28 protein-coding genes and 1 pseudogene are annotated in these 25,533 nt (G+C 70.8%); 20 read left to right on the forward strand and 9 right to left on the reverse strand.

Annotated elements, in window-relative coordinates; genetic code table 11:
• The first annotated feature begins 28 nt into the window (after window positions 1-28).
• The 3 genes from ACZ6MZ_RS20560 (at window position 29) to ACZ6MZ_RS20570 (ending at window position 2,164) form a co-directional block, all read left to right on the forward strand.
• Window positions 29-1,339: an alpha/beta fold hydrolase gene (locus tag ACZ6MZ_RS20560; protein ID WP_469353418.1), complete on the forward strand. Its 1,311-nt coding sequence runs from the start codon at window positions 29-31 to the stop codon at window positions 1,337-1,339.
• Window positions 1,311-1,838, forward strand: coding sequence for a tRNA (adenosine(37)-N6)-threonylcarbamoyltransferase complex ATPase subunit type 1 TsaE (tsaE, locus tag ACZ6MZ_RS20565; protein WP_384336274.1), 528 nt, complete (start codon window positions 1,311-1,313; stop codon window positions 1,836-1,838). The genes ACZ6MZ_RS20560 and tsaE overlap by 29 nt, the downstream gene beginning before the upstream one ends.
• A 137-nt stretch (window positions 1,839-1,975) precedes the next feature.
• Window positions 1,976-2,164, forward strand: a complete 189-nt coding sequence (locus ACZ6MZ_RS20570) for a hypothetical protein (protein WP_384188827.1) — start codon at window positions 1,976-1,978, stop codon at window positions 2,162-2,164.
• Between the two features lie 29 nt (window positions 2,165-2,193).
• On the opposite strand, the gene ACZ6MZ_RS20575 is transcribed toward ACZ6MZ_RS20570, so the two are convergent.
• Window positions 2,194-2,727, reverse strand: a complete 534-nt coding sequence (locus ACZ6MZ_RS20575) for a hypothetical protein (protein WP_389791226.1) — start codon at window positions 2,725-2,727, stop codon at window positions 2,194-2,196.
• 127 nt (window positions 2,728-2,854) lie between these two features.
• Between ACZ6MZ_RS20575 and tsaB the strand changes: the two genes are divergently transcribed.
• The 7 genes from tsaB to ACZ6MZ_RS20610 all read left to right on the forward strand — a co-directional run bounded on the left by tsaB (window position 2,855) and on the right by ACZ6MZ_RS20610 (window position 9,490).
• Entirely contained in the window at window positions 2,855-3,520 is a 666-nt protein-coding gene (gene tsaB / locus ACZ6MZ_RS20580) for a tRNA (adenosine(37)-N6)-threonylcarbamoyltransferase complex dimerization subunit type 1 TsaB (protein WP_469353420.1), read from the forward strand.
• A gap of 53 nt (window positions 3,521-3,573) precedes the next feature.
• Window positions 3,574-4,050, forward strand: a complete 477-nt coding sequence (gene rimI, locus ACZ6MZ_RS20585; RefSeq protein WP_384188907.1) for a ribosomal protein S18-alanine N-acetyltransferase — start codon at window positions 3,574-3,576, stop codon at window positions 4,048-4,050.
• Complete coding sequence (gene tsaD, locus ACZ6MZ_RS20590) at window positions 4,043-5,197, forward strand: tRNA (adenosine(37)-N6)-threonylcarbamoyltransferase complex transferase subunit TsaD (protein ID WP_469353422.1); 1,155 nt, start codon at window positions 4,043-4,045, stop codon at window positions 5,195-5,197. The genes rimI and tsaD overlap by 8 nt, the downstream gene beginning before the upstream one ends.
• A gap of 7 nt (window positions 5,198-5,204) precedes the next feature.
• On the forward strand, window positions 5,205-5,480 hold the full coding sequence (locus ACZ6MZ_RS20595) for a hypothetical protein (RefSeq protein WP_386879133.1): 276 nt from the start codon (window positions 5,205-5,207) through the stop codon (window positions 5,478-5,480).
• Window positions 5,481-5,622: 142 nt separating this feature from the next.
• Entirely contained in the window at window positions 5,623-5,979 is a 357-nt protein-coding gene (locus ACZ6MZ_RS20600; protein WP_389791200.1) for a YciI family protein, read from the forward strand.
• 163 nt (window positions 5,980-6,142) lie between these two features.
• Window positions 6,143-7,078: a hydroxymethylbilane synthase gene (gene hemC, locus ACZ6MZ_RS20605; RefSeq protein ID WP_469353424.1), complete on the forward strand. Its 936-nt coding sequence runs from the start codon at window positions 6,143-6,145 to the stop codon at window positions 7,076-7,078.
• Between the two features lie 72 nt (window positions 7,079-7,150).
• Window positions 7,151-9,490, forward strand: a complete 2,340-nt coding sequence (locus ACZ6MZ_RS20610; protein ID WP_469353425.1) for a right-handed parallel beta-helix repeat-containing protein — start codon at window positions 7,151-7,153, stop codon at window positions 9,488-9,490.
• A 3-nt stretch (window positions 9,491-9,493) separates the two neighbouring features.
• Here the strand turns inward: ACZ6MZ_RS20610 and ACZ6MZ_RS20615 are convergent, their stop codons facing one another.
• Together ACZ6MZ_RS20615 and ACZ6MZ_RS20620 are read right to left on the reverse strand one after the other, a co-directional pair.
• Complete coding sequence (locus tag ACZ6MZ_RS20615) at window positions 9,494-10,030, reverse strand: potassium channel family protein (protein ID WP_469353427.1); 537 nt, start codon at window positions 10,028-10,030, stop codon at window positions 9,494-9,496.
• Between the two features lie 45 nt (window positions 10,031-10,075).
• Entirely contained in the window at window positions 10,076-10,933 is an 858-nt protein-coding gene (locus ACZ6MZ_RS20620; RefSeq protein WP_469353429.1) for a helix-turn-helix transcriptional regulator, read from the reverse strand.
• Window positions 10,934-11,179: 246 nt separating this feature from the next.
• Between ACZ6MZ_RS20620 and ACZ6MZ_RS20625 the strand changes: the two genes are divergently transcribed.
• A complete protein-coding gene (locus ACZ6MZ_RS20625) occupies window positions 11,180-12,202 on the forward strand; it encodes an aldo/keto reductase (protein ID WP_469353431.1) in 1,023 nt (340 codons plus the stop codon).
• A gap of 58 nt (window positions 12,203-12,260) precedes the next feature.
• A complete protein-coding gene (locus ACZ6MZ_RS20630) occupies window positions 12,261-13,022 on the forward strand; it encodes an SDR family NAD(P)-dependent oxidoreductase (protein WP_469353433.1) in 762 nt (253 codons plus the stop codon).
• Between the two features lie 14 nt (window positions 13,023-13,036).
• Here the strand turns inward: ACZ6MZ_RS20630 and ACZ6MZ_RS20635 are convergent, their stop codons facing one another.
• Window positions 13,037-13,543, reverse strand: coding sequence for a DinB family protein (locus tag ACZ6MZ_RS20635; protein ID WP_384336289.1), 507 nt, complete (start codon window positions 13,541-13,543; stop codon window positions 13,037-13,039).
• 152 nt (window positions 13,544-13,695) lie between these two features.
• Between ACZ6MZ_RS20635 and ACZ6MZ_RS20640 the strand changes: the two genes are divergently transcribed.
• On the forward strand, window positions 13,696-14,346 hold the full coding sequence (locus ACZ6MZ_RS20640; protein ID WP_469353436.1) for a hypothetical protein: 651 nt from the start codon (window positions 13,696-13,698) through the stop codon (window positions 14,344-14,346).
• 70 nt (window positions 14,347-14,416) lie between these two features.
• Window positions 14,417-14,782: a hypothetical protein gene (locus ACZ6MZ_RS20645; protein WP_384188805.1), complete on the forward strand. Its 366-nt coding sequence runs from the start codon at window positions 14,417-14,419 to the stop codon at window positions 14,780-14,782.
• 23 nt (window positions 14,783-14,805) lie between these two features.
• On the opposite strand, the gene ACZ6MZ_RS20650 is transcribed toward ACZ6MZ_RS20645, so the two are convergent.
• Window positions 14,806-16,068, reverse strand: coding sequence for a THUMP-like domain-containing protein (locus tag ACZ6MZ_RS20650; RefSeq protein WP_469353438.1), 1,263 nt, complete (start codon window positions 16,066-16,068; stop codon window positions 14,806-14,808).
• A 128-nt stretch (window positions 16,069-16,196) separates the two neighbouring features.
• On the opposite strand from ACZ6MZ_RS20650, the gene ACZ6MZ_RS20655 reads away from it, so the two are divergent.
• The 4 genes and pseudogenes from ACZ6MZ_RS20655 (at window position 16,197) to groL (ending at window position 19,648) form a co-directional block, all read left to right on the forward strand.
• A complete protein-coding gene (locus tag ACZ6MZ_RS20655; RefSeq protein ID WP_389791230.1) occupies window positions 16,197-17,111 on the forward strand; it encodes a polysaccharide deacetylase family protein in 915 nt (304 codons plus the stop codon).
• Window positions 17,108-17,242 (forward strand): annotated as a pseudogene (locus ACZ6MZ_RS20660) (polysaccharide deacetylase family protein); the annotation flags it as partial. The gene ACZ6MZ_RS20655 and the pseudogene ACZ6MZ_RS20660, both read left to right, overlap by 4 nt.
• Window positions 17,243-17,617: 375 nt before the next feature.
• Complete coding sequence (gene groES, locus ACZ6MZ_RS20665) at window positions 17,618-17,926, forward strand: co-chaperone GroES (RefSeq protein WP_384188802.1); 309 nt, start codon at window positions 17,618-17,620, stop codon at window positions 17,924-17,926.
• Window positions 17,927-18,025: 99 nt separating this feature from the next.
• Window positions 18,026-19,648 (forward strand): chaperonin GroEL, encoded by a 1,623-nt coding sequence (gene groL, locus ACZ6MZ_RS20670; protein WP_469353439.1) that lies wholly within the window; start codon window positions 18,026-18,028, stop codon window positions 19,646-19,648.
• A 100-nt stretch (window positions 19,649-19,748) separates the two neighbouring features.
• Here groL and ACZ6MZ_RS20675 read toward each other — a convergent pair whose 3' ends face one another.
• From ACZ6MZ_RS20675 to ACZ6MZ_RS20685, 3 genes are all read right to left on the reverse strand, one after another.
• On the reverse strand, window positions 19,749-20,522 hold the full coding sequence (locus tag ACZ6MZ_RS20675) for an SDR family NAD(P)-dependent oxidoreductase (protein ID WP_469353441.1): 774 nt from the start codon (window positions 20,520-20,522) through the stop codon (window positions 19,749-19,751).
• Window positions 20,523-20,544: 22 nt separating this feature from the next.
• Window positions 20,545-22,059, reverse strand: coding sequence for a multicopper oxidase family protein (locus ACZ6MZ_RS20680; RefSeq protein WP_469353443.1), 1,515 nt, complete (start codon window positions 22,057-22,059; stop codon window positions 20,545-20,547).
• A gap of 127 nt (window positions 22,060-22,186) precedes the next feature.
• The gene (locus ACZ6MZ_RS20685; RefSeq protein ID WP_389791219.1) at window positions 22,187-22,882 is read right to left on the reverse strand and encodes an MOSC domain-containing protein; all 696 of its coding nucleotides are present in this window, start codon (window positions 22,880-22,882) and stop codon (window positions 22,187-22,189) included.
• Window positions 22,883-22,963: 81 nt separating this feature from the next.
• On the opposite strand from ACZ6MZ_RS20685, the gene ACZ6MZ_RS20690 reads away from it, so the two are divergent.
• The gene (locus ACZ6MZ_RS20690) at window positions 22,964-23,854 is read left to right on the forward strand and encodes a LysR family transcriptional regulator (RefSeq protein WP_386879140.1); all 891 of its coding nucleotides are present in this window, start codon (window positions 22,964-22,966) and stop codon (window positions 23,852-23,854) included.
• A 103-nt stretch (window positions 23,855-23,957) separates the two neighbouring features.
• Here the strand turns inward: ACZ6MZ_RS20690 and ACZ6MZ_RS20695 are convergent, their stop codons facing one another.
• Window positions 23,958-24,317, reverse strand: a complete 360-nt coding sequence (locus ACZ6MZ_RS20695; RefSeq protein WP_469353446.1) for a WhiB family transcriptional regulator — start codon at window positions 24,315-24,317, stop codon at window positions 23,958-23,960.
• A gap of 425 nt (window positions 24,318-24,742) precedes the next feature.
• On the opposite strand from ACZ6MZ_RS20695, the gene ACZ6MZ_RS20700 reads away from it, so the two are divergent.
• Window positions 24,743-25,354, forward strand: coding sequence for a response regulator transcription factor (locus tag ACZ6MZ_RS20700; RefSeq protein ID WP_003948568.1), 612 nt, complete (start codon window positions 24,743-24,745; stop codon window positions 25,352-25,354).
• Window positions 25,355-25,533 lie beyond the last annotated feature (179 nt).

Consider the following 25,533-nt stretch of genomic DNA (forward strand, 5'->3'; position numbering starts at 1 on the left):
GGCAAGCCAGGACGACGAGGAGCGCAGGGTGAGCGAGAAAAGCGCGGCGGGGGACGTGGCGTCCACAGCGGCCGTCAGGGTGGCCACGGCCACCGCCACGGCGGCCGCCAACGGCACCTGGCGCCGGGCCGGGGTCGCCGGCGCCGCGATAGGCGTGATCGCCGCCGGTGCGGCCGCCGGCGTCGCGATCGAGAGGATGACCGTCGGCCGCGGCATGCGCAGGAAGGCACGGCTCGCGCTCGACTCGTCAGGGCCGTACGGCGGACTGCGCGGCACCCCGGGCAAGGCCCTCGCCGACGACGGCACCGAGCTGTACTACGAGATCGACGACCTCGACCCGGAGACCGGGACCACGGCCGGGACCGGGGCCGGAAACGGGAGCGGGAGCGGGCCCAAGGCGGCGTCCGCGCCCCGCCGCCGGCGCCTCTTCGGCCGCAAGACCCCCGCGCCCGTCACCGTCGTCTTCAGCCACGGCTACTGCCTCAACCAGGACTCCTGGCACTTCCAGCGCGCCGCCCTGCGCGGACTCGTCCGTACCGTCCACTGGGACCAGCGCAGCCACGGCCGCTCCGCCCGTGGCGTCGCGCAGCACGGCGAGGGCGCCGTCCCGGTCACCATCGACCAGCTCGGCCGCGACCTCAAGGCCGTCATCGACGCGGCGGCGCCCGAGGGAGCGCTCGTGCTCGTCGGCCACTCCATGGGCGGGATGACGATGATGGCCCTCGCCGACCAGTTCCCCGAGCTGATACGGGAACGGGTCGCCGGTGTCGTCTTCGTCGGCACGTCGTGCGGAAAGCTCGGCGAGGTCAACTACGGGCTGCCGGTCGCGGGCGTGAACGCCGTACGCCGTGTGCTCCCCGGCGTCCTCAAGGCGCTCGGCTCGCAGGCCGACCTGGTCGAGCGCGGCCGGCGGGCCACCGCCGATCTCTTCGCGGGACTGATCAAGCGGTACTCGTTCAGCTCGAAGGACGTGGACCCCGCGGTCGTACGGTTCGCCGAGCGGCTCATCGAGGGCACCCCGATCGATGTCGTCGCGGAGTTCTACCCGGCCTTCACCGACCACGACAAGGCGCAGGCGCTCTCGGTCTTCCTGGAGATCCCGGCGCTCGTGCTGGCCGGGGAGAGCGATCTGGTGACACCCAGCTCGCACAGCGAGGCCATCGCGGATCTGCTGCCGGACGCGGAGCTGGTGCTCGTACCCGACGCCGGGCATCTGGTGATGCTGGAGCACCCGGAGGCCGTCACGGACCGGCTCGCCGACCTGCTGGCACGGGTCGGCGCGGTGCCGGCCGACGCTAACGTTGGCCGGTATGGAAGCAGCGCACAGCCCGGCGGCTGACGCCGGTGTCACGATCACGATCGACTCTCCCGAGCGGATGCGGGAGCTGGGCCGCAGGCTCGCGGAGCTGCTCCGCCCCGGCGACCTGGTGATGCTCGCCGGTGAACTCGGCGCGGGCAAGACCACCCTGACCCGGGGCCTCGGCGAAGGACTCGGGGTCCGTGGCGCCGTCACGTCCCCCACCTTCGTGATCGCCCGCGTACATCCCTCCCTGGTCAGCGGTCCCGCGCTGGTCCATGTCGACGCGTACCGGCTCGGCGGGGGACTGGACGAGATGGAGGACCTCGACCTCGATGTCTCGCTGCCGGACTCCGTCGTGGTCGTGGAGTGGGGCGACGGCAAGGTCGAGGAGCTGTCGGACGACCGGCTGCATGTGGTGATCCACCGGGTCGTGGGCGCCGTGGACATCGACGCGGGCGAGGACGACCGGCGCACCGTCACCCTGACCGGGCTCGGCAGCCGCTGGGCGGACGCGGATCTGGGGCCGCTGACGCGCTGACCGGGCGGGTCGTTCCGTGCTTTCCGACAAGACGTCGGCAAAATGTTGCGCCTGCCGTGCCGGGCGTGGTCACATGGTATCGAGACGCGGTTAGGTCTACCTAACCACGCCTGCCCCCGGAGCCCCAGGAGGCATCCATGTCGACGCCAGAGCGCGAAGCGCGTCCGCAGCAGTCACCGTCCCCGTCGTCCATGTCCATGAGGGATCTGCTGGCGTCCTGTGTGGCGGCCGCGGCGGTCTCCACACCGCCCCGGGAGCCCTCGGCGGTAGCGGTCGCACAAGCGGCAGCGGCGGCCGCCGCCGCGGAGCGGCAGCACGCCGCCTGAGGCGAAGGGCCGTAGGGGAGAAGACCCGGCTACGGAACGACGACGATCTTCGTGCTGACCGTGGCGAACGACCACATCGCGTTGCCGTCCGCCCGCTTCATCCTGACCCCGCCCGTCTTCAGGGTCGGGTCGGGGCTGGACAGCGAGCCGTCCACCGCCGAGCTGAATCCGATCACCACGTCGTTGACGGACGTGAACCGCACGACGTGCTCGATCCGTACCCCGTCCGAGCCCGTGACCGCACCGGACCGCGAGGTCACCACGTACGAACCGGGCGGCGGGCTGATCTTGCTCGGCATGACCGGGAAGGTCCGGGTCGCCTGGTCCTTCTCGTTCACCAGCCACACCCGCCGGTCGCCCAGCCCGTAGACGACCCGCAGCCCCTTGCCCGACTCCGCCGGGAGGGTCAGCGGGTTCCGCCGCTTCTGCGCCGGGGCGCCGGCCGAGCCGGCGGGAGAGGCGCTCGGTGTCTTCGGCTTCGAGAGGTTGGCGGGGACGTTCGCCGACGCCTGGTAAGCGAGGAAGCCGACCGCGGCGATGGCCGCCGCGGTGAGCCCGGCCACGATTCCCGAGCTGCTCCTGGACACCTTGATCCACCTCTCGTACGTATGACTCCGTGGTGACGTTAGCAGCAGCGGGCTGACGGGACGGGGCGCCGTGCCCCGGGCGTCGGAGCCGTACGCTGTTTGCGTGCTTCTGCTCGCCGTTGATACCGCCACGCCCGCCGTCACCGTCGCTCTCCACGACGGTTCCTCCGTCCTGGCCACCGAGAGTCAGGTCGACGCGCGCCGCCACGGGGAGCTGTTGCTTCCCGCCGTCGACCGCGTTCTCGCCGGGGCCGGGGTGAAACTGGACGCCGTGACGGAGGTGGTCGTCGGGGTGGGGCCAGGCCCGTACACCGGTCTGCGGGTCGGGCTGGTGACGGCCCTGACCTTCGGCTCCGCGCTCGGGGTGCCGGTGCGCGGCCTGTGTACGCTGGACGGGCTCGCGTACGCGTCCGAGGCCGAGGGACCGGTCGACGGGCCGTTCGTGGTCGCCACGGACGCGCGCCGCAAGGAGGTCTACTGGGCGCGGTACGCGGACGCCCGTACGCGCCTGACCGAGCCGGCCGTCGACCGGCCGGCCGATATCGCCGACCAGGTCGCGGGCCTGCCCGCCGTCGGCGCTGGCGCGCTGCTCTACCCGGACACCTTCCCGGACGCCCGTGGCCCGCAGTACCAGTCGGCCGCCGCGCTCGCCTCGCTGGCCGTCGAGCGGCTCGGGACCGGCGGGGAGTTCCTGCCGCCGCTGCCCCTCTATCTGCGCCGCCCCGACGCGCAGGTGCCCAAGAACTACAAGGTGGTCACCCCGAAGTGACCGACACGACCGAAGCGACCGATGTGGCGTCCGCCGCCACGGTGCTGCGTGAGATGCGCTGGTGGGACATCGAGCCCGTCCTCGCCCTCGAACACGAGCTCTTCCCCGAGGACGCCTGGTCACCGGGGATGTTCTGGTCCGAGCTGGCCCATGCGCGCGGTCCGCGGGCGACCCGCCGCTATGTGGTCGCCGAGACGGCGGGAGGCGGGATCGTCGGCTACGCCGGACTCGCGGCCGCCGGCGGGCTCGGTGACGTACAGACCATCGCCGCCGCCCGCGACCAGTGGGGGACGGGCCTGGGTTCCCGGCTCCTCGGCGATCTGCTCCACCACGCCACCGCCTTCGAATGCGAGGAGGTGCTGCTCGAGGTGCGGGTCGACAACACCCGGGCGCAGAAGCTGTACGAGCGGTTCGGCTTCGAGCCCATCGGCTTCCGCCGCGGCTACTACCAGCCGGGCAACGTCGACGCGCTCGTCATGCGCCTCCACGTGCAAGGACTTCACGTACAAGGAACGGGAACCCATGGCTGACGAACCCCTCGTCCTCGGTATCGAGACCTCCTGCGACGAGACGGGCGTGGGCGTCGTCCGCGGGACGACCCTGCTCGCCGATGCCATCGCGTCGAGCGTCGACGAGCACGCGCGCTTCGGCGGTGTGGTGCCGGAGGTCGCGTCCCGCGCGCACCTGGAGGCGATGGTGCCGACGATCGAGCGGGCGCTGAAGGAGGCGGGGGTCTCCGCCCGCGACCTCGACGGGATCGCGGTGACGGCGGGGCCCGGACTCGCCGGCGCGCTGCTGGTGGGAGTCTCGGCGGCGAAGGCGTACGCGTACGCGCTCGGCAAGCCGCTGTACGGCGTGAACCACCTGGCCTCCCACATCTGCGTCGACCAGCTGGAACACGGGCCGCTGCCCGAGCCGACGATGGCGCTGCTGGTGAGCGGCGGCCACTCGTCGCTCCTGCTGGCGCCCGACATCACGGCCGACGTACGGCCCATGGGGGCGACGATCGACGACGCGGCGGGCGAGGCGTTCGACAAGATCGCCCGGGTCCTGCAGCTGGGCTTCCCCGGCGGCCCGGTGATCGACCGGCTGGCGCGGGAGGGCGACGCGTCCGCGATCACGTTCCCCCGGGGGCTGACGGGCCCGCGCGACGCGCCGTACGACTTCTCCTTCTCCGGCCTGAAGACGTCCGTGGCCCGCTGGATCGAGGCGAAGCGGAGCGCGGGCGAGGAGGTGCCGGTCCGGGATGTGGCGGCCTCCTTCCAGGAGGCGGTGGTCGACGTCCTGACGCGCAAGGCGGTCCGCGCCTGCAAGGACGAGGGCGTCGATCATCTGATGATCGGCGGCGGTGTCGCGGCGAACTCGCGGCTGCGCGCGCTCGCGGCGGAGCGCTGTGAGCGGGCGGGTATCCGGCTGCGCGTGCCGCGCCCGGGACTGTGCACGGACAACGGCGCGATGGTCGCGGCGCTGGGCGCGGAAATGGTGGCGCGCAACCGTCCGGCCTCGGACTGGGAGCTGTCGGCGGACTCGTCGCTGCCGGTCACGGAACCGCATGTGCCGGGCCGCGACCACGGCCACGACGGCGACGACCACAGCCACGGTCACGGTCACGACCACAGCCACGGCCACGATCACGACCATCTGCACGAGCTGAGCAAGGACAACCTGTACTCATGAGGCAGTCATGACGGTCGCGCTGATGTGGGAGGCCAAGGCGGTGCCCGGCCGGGGCGCGGAGCTGCTGGAATGGGCGCGCGCGCAGACCCTGGCGCCCGCCCCCCTGCGCCGCGAACTCCTGCGCGCCCCGCAGGACCGCGTCCTGGTCATCACCTGGTGGGACGGCCCGTACGAAGCCGACGTACCCGAACTCCCGGACCCCGACCCCGACGCGATCACGCGCCCGGTCCACCGCTGGCGCTTCGAGTCCCTCGGCGCGGAAACCCGGCCCACGCAGGGCTGATCCGCTCGCACGGCGGTGCGGGGAAAAGAAAAATCCCGGCGTGTGTCGCTTCGGGTGGCTCCCGTTCGACGTAAGGGTGAGGCGGGCGGACAGCCCGGCCCACCAGCCCGATCCGTCAGGGTCGGCACACCGAGGAGCCACCGTGCCACGCTTTCTTTCGCTGATCATGATCGACGAGCAGAACACGCCCGACGACGGACCCAGCCCCGAGCTGATGGAGCGCATGGGCAAGCTGATCGAGGAGATGACCGAGGCCGGGGTGCTGCTCGACACCTCCGGGCTGACGCCGACCTCCAGTGGCGTGCGGTTCAAGCTGAGCGGCGGGAAGCTCACCGTCACCGACGGTCCTTTCACCGAGACCAAGGAGGTCGTCGGCGGGTACGCGATGATCCGGACCACGGACAAGGAGCAGGCCGTCGAGTGGACCCGGCGCTTCGTGGAGCTCCACGAGGAGGAGTTCAACATGACCGTCGAGCTCCGGGAGATCGCCGAACAGTAGACCGCGCGTGCGCCGAGGGGACCGAGGAGAGCGCGCGAGCCGTCCCCTTCCGCTGTCGCCATTCGTACACCTGCCCGACGTCCCCAACTCGCGTGCCACACACCTGAGATGGCCGCCGGGGCTGGCGGCCGGCGGCGGAGGCCCGCGGTCTATCGTGGGCGCCATGTCCGCTCCTGAGCTGATCCGCATCGTGTCCCGTGACTCGCCCATGGCCCTGGCCCAGGTCGAGCGTGTCCGTACCGAACTGGCCGCGCTCCACCCCGGCATGACGACCGAGGTGCTGCCGGTCAGGACGACGGGCGACAAGTGGATGGGTGACCTGTCCCTGGTGGAGGGCAAGGGGGCGTTCACCAAGGAAGTCGATGCCGCCCTGCTCGCCGGGGAAGCGGACCTCGCCGTGCACTGCGTCAAGGACGTGCCCGCCGACCGGCCGCTCCCGGCCGGCACCCTGTTCGCCGCGTTCCTCGAGCGGGACGACATCCGCGACGCCCTGATCCATCCGGGCGGGCTCACCCTCGACGAGCTTCCGGACGGGGCCCGGATCGGCACCTCCTCCGTCCGCCGTATCGCCCAGCTCGCCGCCTCCCACCCGCATCTGGAGTGCGTCCCGTTCCGGGGCAACGCCAACCGCCGGCTGGAGAAGCTGGCGGCGGGCGAAGCGGACGCGCTGCTGCTGGCGGTGGCCGGGCTGGAGCGCATCGGCCGCCCGGACGTGATCACCGAGATCCTGTCGCCCGAGGTGATGATGCCGCCCATCGGCGCGGGCATCCTGGCCCTTCAGTGCCGCGAGGACGACTCGGCCACCATCGACGCCGTCAGCCCCCTGGGCGACCCCGGTACCTTCCGCGAGGCCACCGCGGAGCGCATGTTCCTCCATGTCCTCCAGGGACACTGCAACTCCCCGATCGCCGGCCACGCGAAGGCGGGGCGCAACGGCGATCTGTCGCTGCGGGCCTGCGTGTTCACCCCCGACGGCAAGACGGTCCTCAACGCGCACGAGTGGGCGGGTCCGCTCGACCCGGCCACCCTCGGCACGTCCGTCGCCGTCACCCTGCTGCGCCAGGGTGCGCGAGAACTGATCGACGGCATCGCTCACTAGGCCGTGTCCGACCTAGTAGGGCGGGTCCGACCTAGGCCGGGGTCCGGGTGGATCGACTGATCGGAGTGCACCGTGGCACAGACCGTCCGCGTATCCCCCACGGCGGCGGGGGCCTTTCCCACGATTGTCGCCGCCCTTGAGGGCACGGCGCTCGGGGAACGCGTACGCATCCTCCTCGACGCCGGGACCTACACCGAGAAGCTCTCGATCCGCGGCACGGTGGAGCTTGCTCCCGTCGACCCCGGCGCCGAGGTGACGATCACCGCGTCCGGGAGCACCACCCTGGAGTGTTCGGGCGCCGTGACCTTGGAGGGCATCCGCCTGGTCAGCTACGGGGCCACGGCGCTGTGGTGCACCAAGGGGACGTTGACCCTGCGGGACTGCGAGGTGCTGGGGCAGGGAGCCGACGGGGTCTGTGTCCGCGGCGACCGCGGGACCGAGCTGGCCATGCGGGGCACGGTCGCCCGGGGCGGAGAGGTCCTGCTCGCCGGTGCGAAGGCCACCATCGAGGACTGCCGCTTCCATGACTCCGTCGGGAACGCCATCGCGGTGGTGGAGGGCGGGGCGGTGACGGTCAAGGACTGCACGATCACCAAACCGGCGGTCCACGGCGTCCGGGTCAACGGATCCACCGCGCTGATCGAGAGGTGCGACGTCAGCGGCACGGGCAATACGGCCCTGTCCGTCGCCTACGACGCCGAGATGACCGTCGCCGACTGCGCGGTGCACGACGTGTCCACGTCGGGCATCGCCTTCCTGGGGCACGCGACCGGCGCCGTCCACCGGACCAGCGTCGACCGCGCCGAGCACGGCATCAGCGTGTTCGACGACGGCGAAGCCACCCTGAAGGATGTGCGCATCAGCGAGTGCCGGAGCGCGGGCGTGCTGATGACCACCCGTGGCACGAGCGAGATCACGGACTGCGTGATCAACTCCGCGGCGCGGTACGGGATCCACGTCGCCGGAGACAGCGCGACCACCGTGCACGGACTCACGGTGGAGGGCGGCGAGGAAGGCGTCTGGATGTCGGGGGGACGCGGCCGCTTCACCGGGGTGACCCTGAAGGGGAACGATGTCGCGGTGCGGCTGGAGGAACGCTCGTACGCGCACTTCGAGGACCTGACGATCGAGCGCTGCGGAGTCGGGGTGGAGGCCAGGGAGAAGGACATGTCGGTCGAGCTGACCGGCGCGACGATCAGCGGAGCCCGGCGCGGCGGCATCGTTCTCGCCGGCAAGGCGCGGGCGACGCTGTCGGACTGCTCGGTGACCGGCGGGGACGCGCACGGGGTGACGGTCGACGGCCAGGCCCGTATCGACGCGACGCGGCTGACCGTGCGCGGCTGCGGCGGAACCGGGGTCTGGGGCAAGGGCTCGGCCCGCGTCATCCTCAACGGTTCCACGGTGTCCGGCAACGCCCGGGGTGACCTGCGGATCGAGGACAGCTGTGAGGAGGACGTCACCGACTCGGCGATCGGCTCGGGGCCTTCCTCCACGCGTCGGCCAGGAGGACCGCGGGGCGCCGCCGCCGTCTCCGCCGCTGCCTCGTCCGGCGGCGAAGGAGGGCGGGACGGGCGGAGCGGCCGTACCACCGCACCGCCCGCGGACCACGAGTCCCTGACCGAACTCACCCGGCTCGTCGGGCTGGCTCCGGTGAAGCGGCAGGTCCGTACCCAGATCAACATGATCAAGCTCGCGCAGCACCGCGAGGCCGCCGGGCTGCCGACACCGGCGCTCAGCCGGCATCTGGTCTTCTCCGGGCCGCCCGGCACCGGAAAGACGACGGTGGCGCGGCTGTACGGGCAGATCCTCGCGGCGCTGGGCGTCCTCACGAACGGAGCGGTCCACGAGGTGAGCCGGAGCGAGCTGGTCGGCCAGTACCTCGGCTCAACGGCTCAGAAGACCCGGGACGCGTTCACCAAGGCCACCGGCGGAGTGCTGTTCATCGACGAGGCGTACGCGCTGTCGAGGAAGTTCGGCGTCAACGCCGACTTCGGGCAGGAGTCGATCGACGAACTCGTCACCCTGATGGAGAACCGGCGCGAGGACGTGGTGGTGATCGTCGCGGGCTATACGGCGGAGATGAACGACTTCCTGGACGCGAACCCGGGACTGCGGTCGCGCTTCTCACGGACCATCGAGTTCCCGCCGTACAGCGTGGAAGAACTGGTGGAGATCACCGAACTCATCGCCGACACGAACCAGTACGTTCTCGATGAGGCCGTCCCGCCGCTGCTCCGGGGGCATTTCGGCCGGCTGGCCGCCGAGGGCGGCGAGTCGAGCAACGCGCGCGAGGCCAGGAAGCTCTTCGAGCGGATGGTGGAGCAGCACGCGGAGCGCCTGTCGACGGTGGACCGGCCGGGCCTTGAGCAGTTGATGCTGCTGATGGCCGCCGATCTGCCGCTGCCGACGTAGCCGCTACTTCGGGGCCGGGGGCCCGCCGGGGTTCTTGATCAGGTGTTCGAGCCGATCGAACCGGTCGTGGACGGCGCGCATCTCGTCGGAGGCGCCGGCCTTCCCCTCCCGCTCGACGTGCTCGAAGGCCAGGGCGAGCCGGCGCGCGTCGCGGGCCGCGCCGCCGACGAACCAGGTGGCGACGGACGCGGTGACGATGCTGAACACGGAAATCCCGGCCAGCATCACCACCGTGGCGATGACACGCCCCGGTGCGGTGACGGGATACAGGTCCCCGTATCCGACGGTGGTGGCGGTCTCGACGGACCACCACAGGGCCAGCGGGAACGAGGTGATGGTCGCGTGGGGCGCGGACACCTCGAACGGCACGATGGCCCAGGAGCCGGCCAGCAGGACCACCACGACGGCCAGGGTGGCCCACACGGCGGCCCGTACGTGCAGCCGCTGCCAGCGGTCATTGCCCAGCAGCCTTCTCAGCAGGTACACGAGGGACAGCGGCGGCATGGGCGGACCCTCGGTCGGCAGCGGTCGTTCTGCCACGAAACTACTCGCGGACGGCCGGGCAGCCGTGTCCGACACACACCCTCACGCCCCGAACTCCAGCGGAGCCGAGGTCAGTGAGCCGAGCAGGCGCAGGGACCGGTCCGAGGGGGAGTTCGGCTCCACGGTGAGGAGGTTGATCATCTGGTCGGGGTCGTCGGGGAAGACCAGCGTCTCGCAGTCGAGGACCAGCTCACCGACGGCGGGGTGGCGGACATGCTTGACGCGATGAGTTGCGTACCGCACGTCGTAATCGGCCCACCAGCGGCGGAAGTCCGCGTCCTGGACGGACAACTCGCCGATCAGGTCGGCCAGTCGGGGATCGTGTGGGAAACGGCTGCTGTAGCGGCGCAGGTTGGCGACGCTGTCCGCGGCCATCTCGTCCCACTCCACGAAGCGTTCGCGCGCGGTGGGGTCGAGGAAGAGGTAGCGGGCGAAGTTGCGTTCGCGGGCGGGCAGCGCGTCGAAGTCGGTGAGCAGGGCGTGCGCCAGCCGGTTGGACGCGAGGATGTCCATCCGGTGGCCGATCATGAACATCGGCAGATGGTCGAGGCCCGCCAGCAGATGGAGCACTCCTGGCCGGATCCGCTGCGCGGCCGGTGACCGGCGGCGCGAGCGGCCGTGGGGCGGGCGGGCCAGGGCGAAGAGGTGATCGCGTTCGGTCGCGTTCAGGCGCAGGGCGCGCGCGACGGCGTCGAGGACGCTGTCCGAGATGTTGAGGTTACGTCCCTGCTCCAGGCGCGCGTAGTAGTCCGCGCTGACCCCGGCGAGATACGCCACTTCCTCACGCCGCAGACCGGGCACCCTGCGCGGGCCCGGATGAGGCTGGACGCCGGCCTGCTCGGGGCTGATCCTGGCACGCCGGGTGCGGAGGAACTCCCGCAGTTCGGTGTTGTGCTCCACGCCGTCGACTGTAGCCGGGCGGCGGCGGGTCCGGCCTGCTCAGGGTAGGTCTGCCGGACCTGGGCAGGCCGGACCCCGGACCACCGGATCCAGGTCCGGGCAGGGAGTGGCTGAGGTGGTGCGGGCGGGGCCGCGCGGTGGTTGTGTGGAAGGGCGGCCGGGGGACGAGCCTGTCCGGCGCTCCCGGTTCCCCGGACCCTCCCCGGATCCTCTCCGGCCTTCTTCGACTTCTAAGGAACACCGCCCATGACGCACGTCCCCACCACCCTCCTCGGCGACGGACTCGTGGTCAGCGCGCTCGGTTATGGCGCGATGGGCCTGTCCGACGTCTACGGACCCGCCGAGGAACGGGAGTCCCTGGCCACCCTGCATCACGCCGTCGACCAGGGGGTGACGCTCATCGACACGGCCGACGTGTACGGCGCCGGAGAGAACGAGCGGCTCGTCGGGCGGCTGCTGGCCGAGCGCAGGGACGAGGTGACCGTGGCGAGCAAGTTCGGCATCGTGCTCGGCGGGTCCGATTCCGGCACCGACGCCATGACGACGCGCGGTGACGCCGGCTACGTACGGTCCGCGGCCGACGCGAGCCTGAAGCGGCTCGGCATCGACACCATCGACCTGTACTACCTGCACCGCCGCGATGTGTCCGTTCCCGTCGAGGAGACGGTCGGAGCCATGGCGGAGCTGGTCCGGCAGGGCAAGGTCAGGCATCTGGGGCTGTCCGAGGTGACCGCCGACGAGCTGCGGCGCGCGTATGCCGTGCACCCGATCGCGGCCGTGCAGAGCGAGTGGTCGCTGTGGAGCCGTGATGTGGAGCGCGCGGTGGTGCCGGCGGCCGCCGAGCTGGGCGTGGGCTTTGTGCCGTACTCACCGCTGGGCCGCGGCTTCCTCACGGGCACGCTCGCGGACCGGTCCGCTGTCAGCGGCGACTGGCGTTCGGGGCTGCCGCGGTTCTCCGGCGACGCCTTCGACCGCAATCAGGCCGTCGTACGGGCCATCCAGGGCATCGCGGCCGAGCTGGACGCCACGCCGGCCCAGGTGGCGCTGGCGTGGCTGCGGGTCCAGGGGGAGCGGCTGGGGCTGCCGGTGGTGCCGATCCCGGGGACACGGCGGGCGGCTCGCGTCGACGAGAACATCCGCTCCCTGGAGATCACTCCCGACGCCGAGCAGCTCGGGCTGCTGAGCGAGCTGGCCGAGGGCGTGGTCGGGAGCCGCTCGGACCATGACGACCCGGACTGGGTGTCGGAGACCCGCGAGGACCGGGTGTAGCCGAGGCTCCTGCCCCACGGCGACCCGCGTTGATCACAGAGCGAAGGTGGAGAAGAACATGATCGGACGGTTGGACGGAACGGTCGCGCTGGTGACCGGCGCGAGCAGTGGTATCGGTGAGGCGGCGGCGCTGTCGCTGGCCGCGGAGGGCGCGTCGGTCGCGGTCGTGGCCCGTCGCGAGGACCGGCTCGACGGTCTCGTGGCCCGTATCCAGGACGCGGGCGGCAGCGCGCACGCCTTCGCCGTCGACATCACCGCGCAGGGAGAGGCGGAGGCGCTGGTCGCCCGGGTGGTGGAGGTGTCGGGCCGGCTGGACATCCTCGTGAACAACGCGGGGGTGATGCTGATCGGCCCGGCACTGGAGACCCCCGTCGAGGAGTGGCAGCGGATGGTCGATCTCAACCTGTCGGCCCTGCTGCGGGTGACGCATGCCGCGCTGCCGCACCTGGTGGCTGCGGCCGCCGACGGGCAGCGCGGGGTCGCCGACCTGGTGAACATCAGCTCGGTGGCCGGACGGGTGGCCCACGCCGGCTCCGCCGTCTACAACCTGACGAAGTTCGGGGTCACGGCGGTGAGCGAGGCGCTGCGCCAGGAGCTCGCCGGTCAGCATGTACGGGTGAGCGCGGTGGAGCCCGGCGCGGTGGCAACCGAGCTGACGCAGCACATCCGGGAGGGCGTCCGCGAGAACATCGAGGCCTGGTACGACTCGATGGAGAGCCTGCGGGCCGAGGACATCGCGGACGCGATCCACTACATCGTGACCCGGCCGCGCCGGATGGCGGTCAACGAGATGCTGATCCGCCCGACGGAACAGGTCTGAGCCCGTCCGGTGATTCAGGCTCCGACCGTGCCGTCGATCGCCTCCCGGAGGAAATCGGCGTGGCCGTTGTGGCGGGCGTACTCGTGGATCAGGTGCAGCATCACCATCCGCAGCGACACGTCCTCCTCCCACTTGGCCGCGTAGGCGGTCACGTCGAGCGACGCCGCCTCCCGCTCGATCCGGCGCGCGTGCTCCACCTCGGTCCGCCAGGCGGCGAACGCCTCCGCGCGGGTGGCCGTACGCGCGTCGTACGCCACCTGGAAGTCGCCCTGGTCGGACCAGACGAGCGGGATGTCCTCGCCGTTGATCACCCGGCGGAACCAGGCGCGCTCCACCTCGGCCATGTGCCGGACCAGGCCCAGCAGGGACAGCGTCGAGGGGGGCATCGACCGGCGGCGGAGGTCCTCGTCGGAGAGGCCGTCGGTCTTCAGGGCGAGGGTCGCGCGGTGGTAGTCGAGGAAGGCACGCAGCATCTCGCGCTCGCCTGCGACGGCCGGCGGGCCGATACGTTCGGTGGTCACTGCGGATTCCTTCTGCTCGACGGGGTGGTTCGGAGCCGGCCGGGGACGATCGGCACGGATCGATGGCACGGATCGGTGCGTGACGTTACCGCCGAACGGCGGTACCACCCTGCCGAATATCAGGGCCCGCCCGCACCGTTACCCTCAGCCGAATGATCAGCCGCACGCCGCTGCCGCCGCCCCCTCCACCCGAGGAGATCCGTTCCTGGCCCGACCGCGAGGCGCTGCTGGCCGACCGGGCCGCGGCCATGACCGTACTGACCGGGCGTGGTCTCGCGATCGGGAGGCTGCTGCTGCTCTGGCTGCTGGCGGCGGTCGCCGTGATCGGCTGGGCGGCCGTGGGGCTGGCGATCCAGAGCTTCGAGGAGGGCGGTCTGGCCCAGGCGACCGGGCTGGCGGCGCTGGTCCTCGCGGCGGTGTTCCTGGTGCCGGCGGGGGTCGGGCTCGGCTTCTGGCTGCGCGGAGGCCATGACGTACGGCAGCGGCTGGACGCCTGGGCGGCACTCGGCCAGGACCCCGCGACGGATGTGCGGCTGCGGGCGCCCGCGCGGTGTGTCGCCTGGCTGCTGCCGTCGGTGCTGCTGTGTCTGCTGGGGGCGTGGGCGGTCGGTCACGGCTGGACGGCGGCGGGGAACGGGCCGGAGCCGGTCACCGTGGGCGACGCGGTGTACGCGCTGGGCCTGGAGGCCACGGTCCTGCTGACCGGCCTGCTGGGCATCGCCCGGTCGGTCGCGCATCAGCGCTGGTCGGCCCGGCTGCTGAGCCCGGTGCCGGTCCGCAGGGGCGGGGGAGCGCACCGCTGAGGCGGTTTCCGCCGGGTCCGTCCTATGCTGAATAAGGAACACATGCCTCATTCAGGGTAAGGGGCGGCGGATGACCTGGCTCTGGTGGATTTTCATCTTTTTCCTCGTGGGCGGCTTCGGGTGGATGGCCGATACGGGCCGTACCGCGCTCCGGACCCGGCACGAGCGGAGAATTGAACGCTTCAAGCTGGTGGAGCGGGAGCGGCGGGCCCTGGAAGAGGCCCACAAGCCGCCGGTGCCGGTCTGCGGCTGCACGCACCATCTGGCGAAGCACGACCGGCGGGGCAAGTGCCACGAGGACGTGGAGGTCCCGACGGAGTGGGGCGAGGACAAGAAGCCGCTGCGGTACGAACTGCGCCAGTGCAACTGCCAGCAGTACGTCGGCCCGCAGCCGCTGTCGCAGATCTACCCGGACGAACTGACGGACCTGGGGTAGGCCCTGTCCGGCGGTCCGTGCGGCTACGCCGTGGCCGGGTGGCCGATCAGCATCGTCGGGGCGCCCGCGACGCGGGTGAGGAAGACCGTTGAGGCGTGCGGTCCCTTGAGTTTCATTCGCCGGCGCAGCTCCTCCGGTTCCACCGCGGAGCCACGCTTCTTCACTGTCAGGACGCCGACTTCGCGTGCGCGCAGCAGGGCCTTCAGTTTCTTGAGGTTGAAGGGGAGTTCGTCGGTGATCTCGTAGGCGGTGGCGTACGGGGTGAAACGGAGCTCATCGGCCGTGATGTACGCGATCGTCTCGTCGATCAGGCCGCCGTCCAGCTCTTCGGCCACCTCCGCGACCAGATGCGCGCGGATGACGGCGCCGTCGGGCTCGTACAGGAACCGGCCGGTCTTACGGACGTGCGGGTTCGGCAGGCCACGGCCGGTGAGGGTGGTGGCGGACGGGAGAAGGGTGGCGCGGCGGGCGCCGGGGACCACGGCTCCCGGCCCGGTGGCGTTGTGCGGCCCGGCGCCGTGGTGCCAGAGCACCGCCTCCTTGACGTCGCCGCCGTCCGAGATCCACTCGGCCTCGAAGTCGGCCGGGATCAGTTCGTGCGGAATGCCGGGCGCGATCTTGACCGCGCCGGCGCCGGCCCGGCGTACCGCGTCGAGGGCCCAGGAGAGCGGGGGTGAGTACGCCTCCGGATCGAAGATTCTGCCCCGGCCGCCGCGTCGCGCGGGGTCGATGAAGAGGGCCTGGGCACCGGTGAGGTCGTACTCCAGGACGTCCGCGCGGGTCACCGTCACAGGCGGTCCGCCGGGGGCCAGCGTCCGCACATTCGTCAGGGCGATCTCGCAGGTCAGCGGGTCGAGGTCGACGGCCGACACGGCGAAGCCCGCGCGGGCCAGCTCGATCGCGTCGCCGCCGATGCCGCAGCAGAGGTCGGTGACGCGGACGGACTCCGCGCCGGAGCCCGGGGCGAGGTCGCCGGCCAGATCGCGGAACCGGGCGGCCCGGTGGGCGGCGACGCTGCCACGGGTGGCCTGCTCGACGCCGTTCGGCGTGAAGTACATGCGGTACGCGTCGTCCGCGCCGAACTTCGCCACCCCCCGCTGCCGCAGTCGCGCCTGCGCCATGGCCGCCGAGACCAGCTCGGCCGGGTGCTCGCGGCGCAGCCGGGTGGCGAGGGTGAGCTCCCGCGCCGGGTCGTGGTCGCGCAGCTCGGCGAGGAGGGCCTGGCCCTCGGCGGAGAGCAGCGGTGCGAGGAGGGGGAAGGGAACGCGGTCGGTCACCCGGCCCATTGTGGGCCAGCCGGGGGACGGTGCGCGCCGGGGCGGCGGTGTCGGCCGGGCGGGGGCGCGCTGCGCTGACAGGATGCCACTAAATACGACTAGTACGACAAAAGGAAGAAAAGATGGCAGAGGGGATGATGAAGGGAGGCCGGCGGAGCCGGGCAGTGCTGGCGGCGCTCCTGTTCGCCGCAATCGCTTCCGGATGTGGCCTGGAGTCCGGGCCGGCCAGACCCGCGCCCGCCAAGGGCGACGCCGCGAAGCACGGTCAGCCGGGCGCGCAGGCCGAGGCGCTGAAGCCCGGCACGCCCGCGTACGCCGAGAGCGTCCGCCGCGCGCAGGCCGCGCGCGCCGTCGCGGCCAAGAAGTGGGGGCTCGCCACCACCCCCCTGGCCGCGCCTCCGCCGCCCGCCGTCAAGCCGACGATCGTCACCCGCCAGGGCTTCGAGGTGGAGGGTGGCGAGGATCTGCCGCCGATCTTCACCACCGTCCCGGTCAAGGACCGGGTCGTCTTCCTGACGATGGACGACGGCGCGGAGAAGGACCCCGAGCTGCTGCGGATGATGTCCGAGCTGAAGATCCCGTACAGCGCCTTCCTCAGCGACTACGTCATCACCGACAACTACGACTACTTCAAGCAGATGCAGGACCGCGGCGTCACCCTCAACAACCACACCATCAACCACCGCTACATGCCCGGCCTGTCGTACGACGAGCAGAGGCGGGAGATCTGCGACCAGCAGGACAAGATCGAGCAGCGGTACGGGAAGCGGCCCACGCTCTTCCGTCCGCCGTACGGCAACTACAACGGCGACACGCTGCGCGCCGCCAAGGAGTGCGGCGTGAAGGCCGCGCCGATCTGGGCGTCCGAGGCGTACCCCGACCACATGGAGTGGCGGGAGTGGGACGAGGACCTGCACCCCGGCGACATCATCCTCACGCACTTCCGCGGGCCCAATGACTGGAAGGGCACCATGCCCGACATGATCAGGAACGTGATGAAGACGATCACGGACAGGGGTTACGCCGTGGCCAAGCTGGAGGACTACGTATGAGCACCGCGCACCGGCTGCTGGCCGGAGCGCTGGCAGCCGGTGCGCTTCTCACCGGCTGCGCGCAGTCGGTGGACCCGATCGAACGGCTGGGCCGCAAGGCGGCGCAGAAGGTCGGCCCGCACGAGCCGGCCCGCGCCTCGGTGCTGGGCCGGACGGTCAGGGCCAGGCTGCCGAACGGGGGACAGCCTCGGGAGATCTGCGACCGGCAGGAACTGCTGCTGAGTCACCGTCAGGAACGCGATTCCACGGTGGCGCGTATGGACGACGCGCCGTAATCGCCCCTGCCGGGAAGGGCGGCGGGACCGGGATCCGATGGACGCCACGCCGACGCGCGTTGGCACTCCGCTTGACCGAGTGCTAATCGCGGTCATAGTCTCAGGTCTGGCACTCCCCACTGGAGAGTGCCAAACGCGCGACTGGCGGATCCGGCACCCGCGACGACGGATCCACCTGGTCGCCACTCAGACAGTTAACCCCGTGAGATCTCCGAAGGGGGAGGTCGGATCGTGACGACCGCCAGCACCAAGGTTGCCATCAAGCCGCTCGAGGACCGCATTGTGGTCCAGCCGCTCGACGCCGAGCAGACCACGGCCTCTGGCCTGGTTATCCCGGACACCGCCAAGGAAAAGCCCCAGGAGGGCGTCGTCCTGGCTGTGGGCCCGGGCCGTTTCGAGAACGGCGAGCGGCTTCCGCTCGACGTTTCCGTCGGCGATGTCGTTCTGTACAGCAAGTACGGCGGCACCGAGGTGAAGTACAGCGGCGAGGAGTTCCTCGTCCTCTCGGCTCGCGACGTACTCGCGATCATCGAGAAGTAATTCACCGTCAGTATGTGCTTTTGAGCTGCGCCCTCGGCCACCCTGCAATCGCCGGGCGGACGGGGGCGCCGTTCGTTCGAGAGGACTAGAGAAGCTCCCATGGCGAAGATCCTGAAGTTCGACGAGGACGCCCGTCGCGCCCTCGAGCGCGGCGTCAACAAGCTTGCCGACACGGTGAAGGTGACGATCGGCCCCAAGGGCCGCAATGTCGTCATCGACAAGAAGTTCGGCGCCCCCACCATCACCAACGACGGTGTCACGATCGCCCGTGAGGTCGAGATCGAGGACCCGTACGAGAACCTGGGCGCCCAGCTGGTGAAGGAGGTGGCGACCAAGACCAACGACATCGCGGGTGACGGCACCACCACCGCCACCGTGCTGGCCCAGGCGCTGGTCCGCGAGGGCCTGCGCAATGTCGCCGCGGGCGCGTCCCCGGCCGCCCTGAAGAAGGGCATCGACGCCGCGGTCAAGGCTGTCTCCGAGGAGCTCCTCGAGACCGCCCGCCCGATCGAGGACAAGTCCGACATCGCCGCCGTGGCCGCGCTCTCCGCGCAGGACCAGCAGGTCGGCGAGCTGATCGCCGAGGCGATGGACAAGGTCGGCAAGGACGGTGTCATCACCGTCGAGGAGTCCAACACCTTCGGTCTGGAGCTGGACTTCACCGAGGGCATGGCCTTCGACAAGGGCTACCTGTCCCCGTACATGGTGACCGACCAGGAGCGTATGGAGGCCGTCCTCGACGACCCGTACATCCTGATCCACCAGGGCAAGATCGCCTCCATCCAGGACCTGCTGCCGCTGCTGGAGAAGGTCATCCAGGCGGGTGGCTCCAAGCCGCTGCTGATCATCGCCGAGGATGTCGAGGGCGAGGCGCTCTCCACCCTCGTCGTCAACAAGATCCGCGGCACCTTCAACGCGGTCGCGGTGAAGGCCCCCGGCTTCGGTGACCGCCGCAAGGCCATGCTCGGCGACATCGCCACCCTCACGGGTGCCACCGTCATCGCCGAGGAGGTCGGCCTCAAGCTCGACCAGGCCGGTCTCGACGTGCTGGGCTCCGCCCGCCGCGTCACCATCTCCAAGGACGACACGACCATCGTCGACGGTGGGGGCAACACCGCCGACGTCCACGGCCGCATCAACCAGATCAAGGCCGAGATCGAGTCCACGGACTCCGACTGGGACCGCGAGAAGCTCCAGGAGCGCCTCGCGAAGCTGGCCGGTGGCGTGTGCGTGATCAAGGTCGGCGCCGCCACCGAGGTGGAGCTGAAGGAGAAGAAGCACCGTCTGGAGGACGCCATCTCCGCGACCCGCGCCGCGGTCGAGGAGGGCATCGTTTCCGGTGGTGGCTCCGCTCTGGTGCACGCCGCCAAGGTGCTGGAGGGCAACCTCGGCAAGGAGGGCGACGAGGCCACCGGTGTCGCGGTCGTCCGCCGCGCCGTCGTCGAGCCGCTGCGCTGGATCGCCGAGAACGCCGGTCTTGAGGGCTACGTCATCACCTCCAAGGTGGCGGAGCTGGACAAGGGCCACGGCTTCAACGCCGCGACCGGCGAGTACGTCGACCTGGTGAAGGCCGGCGTCATCGACCCGGTCAAGGTCACGCGCTCCGCGCTGGAGAACGCCGCGTCCATCGCGTCGCTGCTGCTCACGACCGAGACCCTGGTCGTCGAGAAGCCGGTCGACGATGAGCCCGAGGCGGGTCACGGCCACGGGCACAGCCACTGACGCCGACGCCTGACGCGCACAGCTGAACGCACCGAGGCCCGGTGCCCCCTCCGCGGGGGCACCGGGCCTCGGCGTGTCGCGCGCCGGCGATCCGGCGCGGCTACCGCGGGCCGTACTTGCGCCCGGCCTTCGACGAGATGCCGCCGAGCAGCCCGCGCGGAGCCAGCTTCACCGCACCCATCAGCGCCTTGTAGCGCGGATCCGGTACGGACACGGTCTTCCCGCGCGCCAGATCCGCCAGCGCGGCCGTCACCAGCTTGTCCGCGTCCAGCCACATCCAGCCGGGGATGGAGCCGGTGTCCATCCCTGCCCGGTCGTGGAACTCGGTCCGTACGAAACCGGGGCACAGCGCCATCAGCCGTACCCCGGTCCCCGACAGGTCCCGGGCCACGCCGTGGGAGAACTGCACGGCCCAGGCCTTCGAGGCGCCGTACGTCCCGCGCGGCAGGAACGCGGCCACCGACGCCACATTGACGACCGCGCCCCGCCCGCGCGCCTTCATGCCCACGACCGCCGCCGAGGTCAGCCGCAGCACCGCCTCGCAGTGGACCTTCAGCATGGTCAGCTCATCGGCCATCGAGACTTCGAGAAAACGGCCCTTGTTGCCGAACCCCGCGTTGTTGACCAGCAGATCGACCGGCTGCTTGCGGTCCGAGAGCCGCCTCTCCACCGACGCGATCCCGCTGTCGGTGGAGAGGTCGGCGGTCAGCACCTCGGCCTCGATGCCATGCCGGTCGTGCAGTTCGGTGGCCTGGTCCTGCAAACGCTCGGTGTCGCGGGCCACCAGCACGAGATTGTGCCCGTCCGCCGCCAGCCGCCGCGCGAAGGCGGCGCCGATCCCCGCCGTCGCGCCCGTAATCAAAGCAGTCGTCATACGCGGCACGTTAGCGCCTGTGTCAGTGCCCCTGATGTGCGTGGCTCGCGGCCGGACGGCCCGCCTTCTGCCCCTTCTCCACCACGACGAACTGACCCATCATCCCCTGGTCCTCGTGATAGAGCAGATGGCAGTGGTACATGAACGGCGCGTTCGGATCGGCCGGTCCGTCGAAACGCATCGCCAGCTTCACCGTCGTACCGTCCGGGATGAAGACGGTGTCCTTGGCCCCGCGCAGCGCCGGTTCCGGCTCCCGTCCGTTCACCGACACCACCCTGAACTGCACGCCGTGGACATGGAAGTTGTGCGGCATCCCGTTGGTGTTCCGTACGGTCCAGGTCTCCGTCGTACCGCGCGTGATGGTCTCGTCGATCCGTCCCATGCTCATCCTCCTGCCGTTGATCCCGGACAGCTTGAGGTCGAAGAACCGCCCGCGCGCGGCGTGCGAGCCGTCAGGTATCTCCAGCTTTCCGAGCGTGGCGGGCAGCGCGGGGGAGGGGCGCAACCGCTTCTTCGCGCGCAACTCCAGTACGTCGAAGGTGTCGTCGCCGCCGTTGAAGCGCTGGTTGTAGAAGTCCTGGCCGATGTCGAGGGGGAAGCTGCGCAGCACCGTCCGCTCGCCCGGCCGCACCCGGACCACGACCTCGGCCCGTTCTCCGGGGGAGAGTTGGATCCGGTCCATCCGCGCGGCCTTCTCCAACAGCCCGCCGTCCGTGCCGATGAGGGAGAACGCGCGGCTGTCGTCGAAGCCGAAGTCGTAGGTGCGGGCGGTCGAGGCGTTGAGGAGCCGCAGCCGTACGAGTTCGTCCCCGACCACCTGGTACGGATCGAGGGTGCCGTTCACCATCGTGCGGTCACCGAGGAATCCGACGGTCTGCGTCACCCCCTTGCCATGGTCGAACCGTGCTCCGTCGAACTTCACGTCCTGGACGACCAAGGGAAGGTCGTTGACCCCGTAGGTGTCGGGCAGCGCGAGCCCCTGGGACTTGGCGTCGTCGAGGATGAACATCCCGGCCAGGCCACGCTGCACATGGTCCTCGGTCTCGCCGTGCGGATGCGGGTGATACCAGAGCGTCGCGGCCGGCTGGTCGACCTTCCAATGCGGCGACCAGGTCGTGCCCGGCGCGACCATCTGGTGCGGTCCGCCGTCCATTTTCGCGGGCAGCCGCATCCCGTGCCAGTGCACGGAGGATGCCTCGCCCAGCGTGTTCCTGACTCTGACCTGGACTTTCTCACCGCGCTCGGCGCGCAGCGTGGGGCCCAGATAACTTCCGTTGAAGCCCCAGGTCGGGGTCTTCCGCCCGGCCTTGAACTCCGTCTCGCCCGCCTGCATCTTCAGATCGAAGACGCGGGTGCCGTCCGCCGTGACGGTCGACTCGGCGAGCGGCGGTACGGCCAGCTCATTGCGGAAGGAGGTCCGGCCGACCGTGGACACCTTGGCGCCGGAGTAGAGCCACAGGAAACCACCGCCGACCGCCAGGGCGAGCACGGTCGCGACAGACGCGAGAATGATGAGGACACGCTTGAACCCAGGCATGTACTGAGCGTCGCGGTGGGTGCCACCCTGGGTCATCGGGGGCCACCCCGAGGCGCCCCCGACTCACCCCTCAGTGCTCTCAGGGACATCCCCTACGCATGAAGTATTCCGCCCAAATCGGCCCAGGTCAGGGCCGGTTGGCCGGTGCGGCGCCGACTTCGCCGTACCGCTCGCAGTACTCCCGCGCGATCCTCAGCGCCTCGTGGTGCAGCGCCTCACCGGCGGCGAGAACCCGGGGCAGCAGCTCCCGCTCCAGGGTGACGGCCCGGAAGGCCATGGCCACCGTCACCTCGTGATCGGGACGGTGGACGATCTCGATCGCGTCGCCCGCCCGGATCTCGCCGGGGGTGAGGACCCGTAGATACACGCCGGTGACGGCCTCCTTCGTGAAGCGCTTGACCCAGCCCTTCTCGCCGAGCCAGCCCTGGAACGTACGGCACGGAATCCGGCCGCTCGTCGCCTCCAGCACCACATCGGGGCCGATCCGCCAGCGCTCACCGATCTTCGTGCCGGTGAGGTCGAGGCCGGACGTGGTGAGGTTCTCACCGAAGACGCCGTTGGCCAGCGGCCGTCCCAGCTCCCGCTCCCAGAAGTCCAGATCCTCGCGGGCGAAGGCGTACACCGCCTGGTCGGTGCCGCCGTGATGGCGCAGATCGCAGACCGTGTCACCGGCAACACCGCCGGCGCCCTCGCCCTTGGGCCCGGGATCCGCCACCCGTACGGGACCGTCGGCCGGCCGCTTGTCGATACCCGTGGTGCCGCTCGGGGCGTCGGAGTACTCCACGGCCTTCGGCCGTCCCACATTCACGGTCAGAAGTCTCATACGCGGCACGGTATCCCCCCGAGTCTCAAATGATCCACCGGATATTTCGCGTTATCCCCAAGCGTCGCTTATGGTCGCGGTGTGATCGAAGCCCGCCATCTCCGTGTCCTGCGCACCGTGGCCGCCACGGGCTCCTTCTCGGCGGCCGCGCGTGAACTCGGCTGTACGCAGCCGGCCGTGAGCCAGCAGATGAAGGCGCTCGAAGCGTCGGCGGGCACCCCGCTGATCGTCCGCACGGGCCGCGAGATGCGGCTGACGCACGCGGGCGACGTGCTCGTACGGCACGCGACGGGCATCCTCGCAGGACTCACCGCGGCGGAGGAGGAGATCGCGGCCATCGCGGGGCTGCGGGCCGGCCGGGTCCGGCTGGTGTCCTTCCCCAGCGGCAGTTCCACGCTGGTCCCCACCGCGCTGGCCGCCCTGCGCGCGGCCCATCCCGGCACCCGGGTCTCGCTCGTCGAGGCCGAGCCGCCGAGCTCCGCGGAGATGCTGCGGGCCGGCGACTGCGATGTGGCGCTGGCGTTCCGGTACGGCGGCTCCGCCGCGGAGTGGGACGACCTGGTGGTACGGCCCCTGCTGGTGGACCGGCTCGTCGGTCTGGTCCCCGAGGGCCACCGGCTCGCGGACGCCGGCGCCGTCGCGATGGGCGATCTCGCCGAGGAGTCGTGGATCGCGGGGTGTCCGCGCTGTCGTAAGCAGCTCGTCGACGCCTGTGCGGAGTCGGGTTTCACGCCCCGGATCGATTTCGCGACGGACGACTATCCGGCGGTGATCGGCCTGGTCGCCGCAGGGCTCGGGGTGGCGGTGCTGCCGGAGCTGGCGATGGAGTCGGTACGCCCCAAGGGGATCCGTACGCTCACGGTCGAGCCCTCGGTCCGCCGGGAGATCGTCGCGCTGACCCTGCCGGATCTGGCGCGGGTTCCGGCCGTCGCGGCCACGCTGGACCAGCTGGTCCTGGCCGCCGCGCGCTGACGGCGCCCCGCTCCTCCCGCGGCCTGCGACCCGCTGAGCGGCGGGAAGGCTGAGCGGCGAGAGTGCAGGAACGTTTCTTCAGAAGGTTCTGGCGCTACGGGAGTCAACCGCTGGCGTGGCTGTCAGGGCCGGTTCCGGAGCCCGGTCCCGGTCCCGAGGCCGACGCGGAGGCCGGGATCAACCGGGTGCGCGCCCGCCCCATCAGCTCTTCGCGCTCGTCCTCGGTCAGCCCGCCCCACACGCCGTACGGCTCCCGCACCGCCAGCGCGTGCGCCGCGCACTCGGCGCGGACCGGGCACCGCATGCACACCTCTTTCGCCGAGTTCTCACGCGCGCTTCGTGCCGCGCCTCTTTCCCCTTCCGGGTGGAAGAAGAGTGAACTGTCGACACCACGACAAGCCGCGAGGAGCTGCCAGTCCCACAGATCGGCGTTCGGTCCGGGAAGGCGGGAGAAATCTGCCATTGCTCATGTCCCCTTGAAACCGTGCTGAGGCGGATACGGGTCGCTTGGGTGCCGGGTACGAGCCCGACGCGCTCCCGCACCGGTGCTCACGACCGTACATCTACTATGTAAGTAGATGTAAATATGACTCATTGCGAATCTAGCCACAGACACCAGCAAAAGGGAAGAAAAGCCGCTAAATGGGGCATAGCTCTGAAATAAGGGCCGGATGACCTGCGATGCTCTCCTCTGTGTGCGACCACTTACAGGGAGTGCCGAACTCGGCCGTCCGACCCGTAACTCTTTCGAGTGACCGTCGTTGAGTGTGCGAGGCGGTTGAGAGAACGAGCGGTCGGGCACATGTCCGAAAGCGTCAATCGCACAGGTGACGATATGTACCCAGCCTGGAGGCTCAAGGTGACGCGCATCAGCTGCGGAGGACGGTCATGACATCCGTCCTCGTCTGCGACGACTCCCCGCTTGCCCGAGAGGCGCTCCGCCGAGCGGTTGCGACCGTGCCCGGCGTCGAGCGCGTGACGACCGCGGCCAACGGCGAGGAAGTCCTCCGCCGCTGGGGCGCCGATCGTTCCGACCTGATTCTGATGGACGTACGCATGCCGGGGCTGGGCGGAGTCGAGACGGTCCGCCGGCTGCTCTCCGCCGACCCCGGCGCCCGGATCATCATGCTCACGGTCGCGGAGGACCTGGACGGAGTCGCGCTCGCGGTCGCCGCCGGTGCCCGCGGCTATCTGCACAAGGACGCCTCGCGCGCCGAGCTGCGCGCGACCGTCACACAGGCGCTCGCCGATCCGACCTGGCGGCTCGCCCCGCGCCGGCTCCGCTCGGCCGAGATGGGCGCCGCGCCCACGCTCACCGCGCGGGAGATCCAGGTGCTCGAAGGCATGAGTCACGGCCGCTCCAACGCCGAGATCGGCCGCGAGCTCTTCCTCTCCGAGGACACGGTCAAGACACACGCCCGGCGGCTGTTCAAGAAGCTCGGTGCCTCGGACCGCGCGCACGCGGTGGCGCTCGGCTTCCGCTGGGGCCTGGTCCGCTGACGCGACAGGCCCTCACCCCCGCCCGCCGCACGATCCTGTCCAGGGGACAGGGCCGAGGCGGGCGGGGCAACGTACGCCCGTACGCAACTGTTTCGCGCGCGATGCCGCATCCTTGAGTTGTGGAGTTCCTCGGGGACGAGTCGGACGAGCGCGAGGGGAGGGCGCAGAGGATGAGTTCT

It is taken from the genome of Streptomyces sp. NPDC042201, from assembly GCF_055582185.1.

Excerpts from the sequence above, each read along its gene's own strand:
- tsaE (WP_384336274.1), top strand. The coding sequence starts at position 1,311 with ATGGAAGCAGCGCACAGCCCGGCGGCTGACGCCGGTGTCACGATCACG.
- ACZ6MZ_RS20570 (WP_384188827.1), top strand. The coding sequence starts at position 1,976 with ATGTCGACGCCAGAGCGCGAAGCGCGTCCGCAGCAGTCACCGTCCCCG.
- rimI (WP_384188907.1), top strand. The coding sequence starts at position 3,574 with ATGCGCTGGTGGGACATCGAGCCCGTCCTCGCCCTCGAACACGAGCTC.
- tsaD (WP_469353422.1), top strand. The coding sequence starts at position 4,043 with ATGGCTGACGAACCCCTCGTCCTCGGTATCGAGACCTCCTGCGACGAG.
- ACZ6MZ_RS20595 (WP_386879133.1), top strand. The coding sequence starts at position 5,205 with ATGACGGTCGCGCTGATGTGGGAGGCCAAGGCGGTGCCCGGCCGGGGC.
- hemC (WP_469353424.1), top strand. The coding sequence starts at position 6,143 with ATGTCCGCTCCTGAGCTGATCCGCATCGTGTCCCGTGACTCGCCCATG.
- ACZ6MZ_RS20625 (WP_469353431.1), top strand. The coding sequence starts at position 11,180 with ATGACGCACGTCCCCACCACCCTCCTCGGCGACGGACTCGTGGTCAGC.
- ACZ6MZ_RS20630 (WP_469353433.1), top strand. The coding sequence starts at position 12,261 with ATGATCGGACGGTTGGACGGAACGGTCGCGCTGGTGACCGGCGCGAGC.
- ACZ6MZ_RS20640 (WP_469353436.1), top strand. The coding sequence starts at position 13,696 with ATGATCAGCCGCACGCCGCTGCCGCCGCCCCCTCCACCCGAGGAGATC.
- ACZ6MZ_RS20645 (WP_384188805.1), top strand. The coding sequence starts at position 14,417 with ATGACCTGGCTCTGGTGGATTTTCATCTTTTTCCTCGTGGGCGGCTTC.
- ACZ6MZ_RS20650 (WP_469353438.1), bottom strand. The coding sequence starts at position 16,068 with ATGGGCCGGGTGACCGACCGCGTTCCCTTCCCCCTCCTCGCACCGCTG.
- ACZ6MZ_RS20655 (WP_389791230.1), top strand. The coding sequence starts at position 16,197 with ATGAAGGGAGGCCGGCGGAGCCGGGCAGTGCTGGCGGCGCTCCTGTTC.
- groL (WP_469353439.1), top strand. The coding sequence starts at position 18,026 with ATGGCGAAGATCCTGAAGTTCGACGAGGACGCCCGTCGCGCCCTCGAG.
- ACZ6MZ_RS20675 (WP_469353441.1), bottom strand. The coding sequence starts at position 20,522 with ATGACGACTGCTTTGATTACGGGCGCGACGGCGGGGATCGGCGCCGCC.
- ACZ6MZ_RS20680 (WP_469353443.1), bottom strand. The coding sequence starts at position 22,059 with ATGCCTGGGTTCAAGCGTGTCCTCATCATTCTCGCGTCTGTCGCGACC.
- ACZ6MZ_RS20685 (WP_389791219.1), bottom strand. The coding sequence starts at position 22,882 with ATGAGACTTCTGACCGTGAATGTGGGACGGCCGAAGGCCGTGGAGTAC.
- ACZ6MZ_RS20695 (WP_469353446.1), bottom strand. The coding sequence starts at position 24,317 with ATGGCAGATTTCTCCCGCCTTCCCGGACCGAACGCCGATCTGTGGGAC.
- ACZ6MZ_RS20700 (WP_003948568.1), top strand. The coding sequence starts at position 24,743 with ATGACATCCGTCCTCGTCTGCGACGACTCCCCGCTTGCCCGAGAGGCG.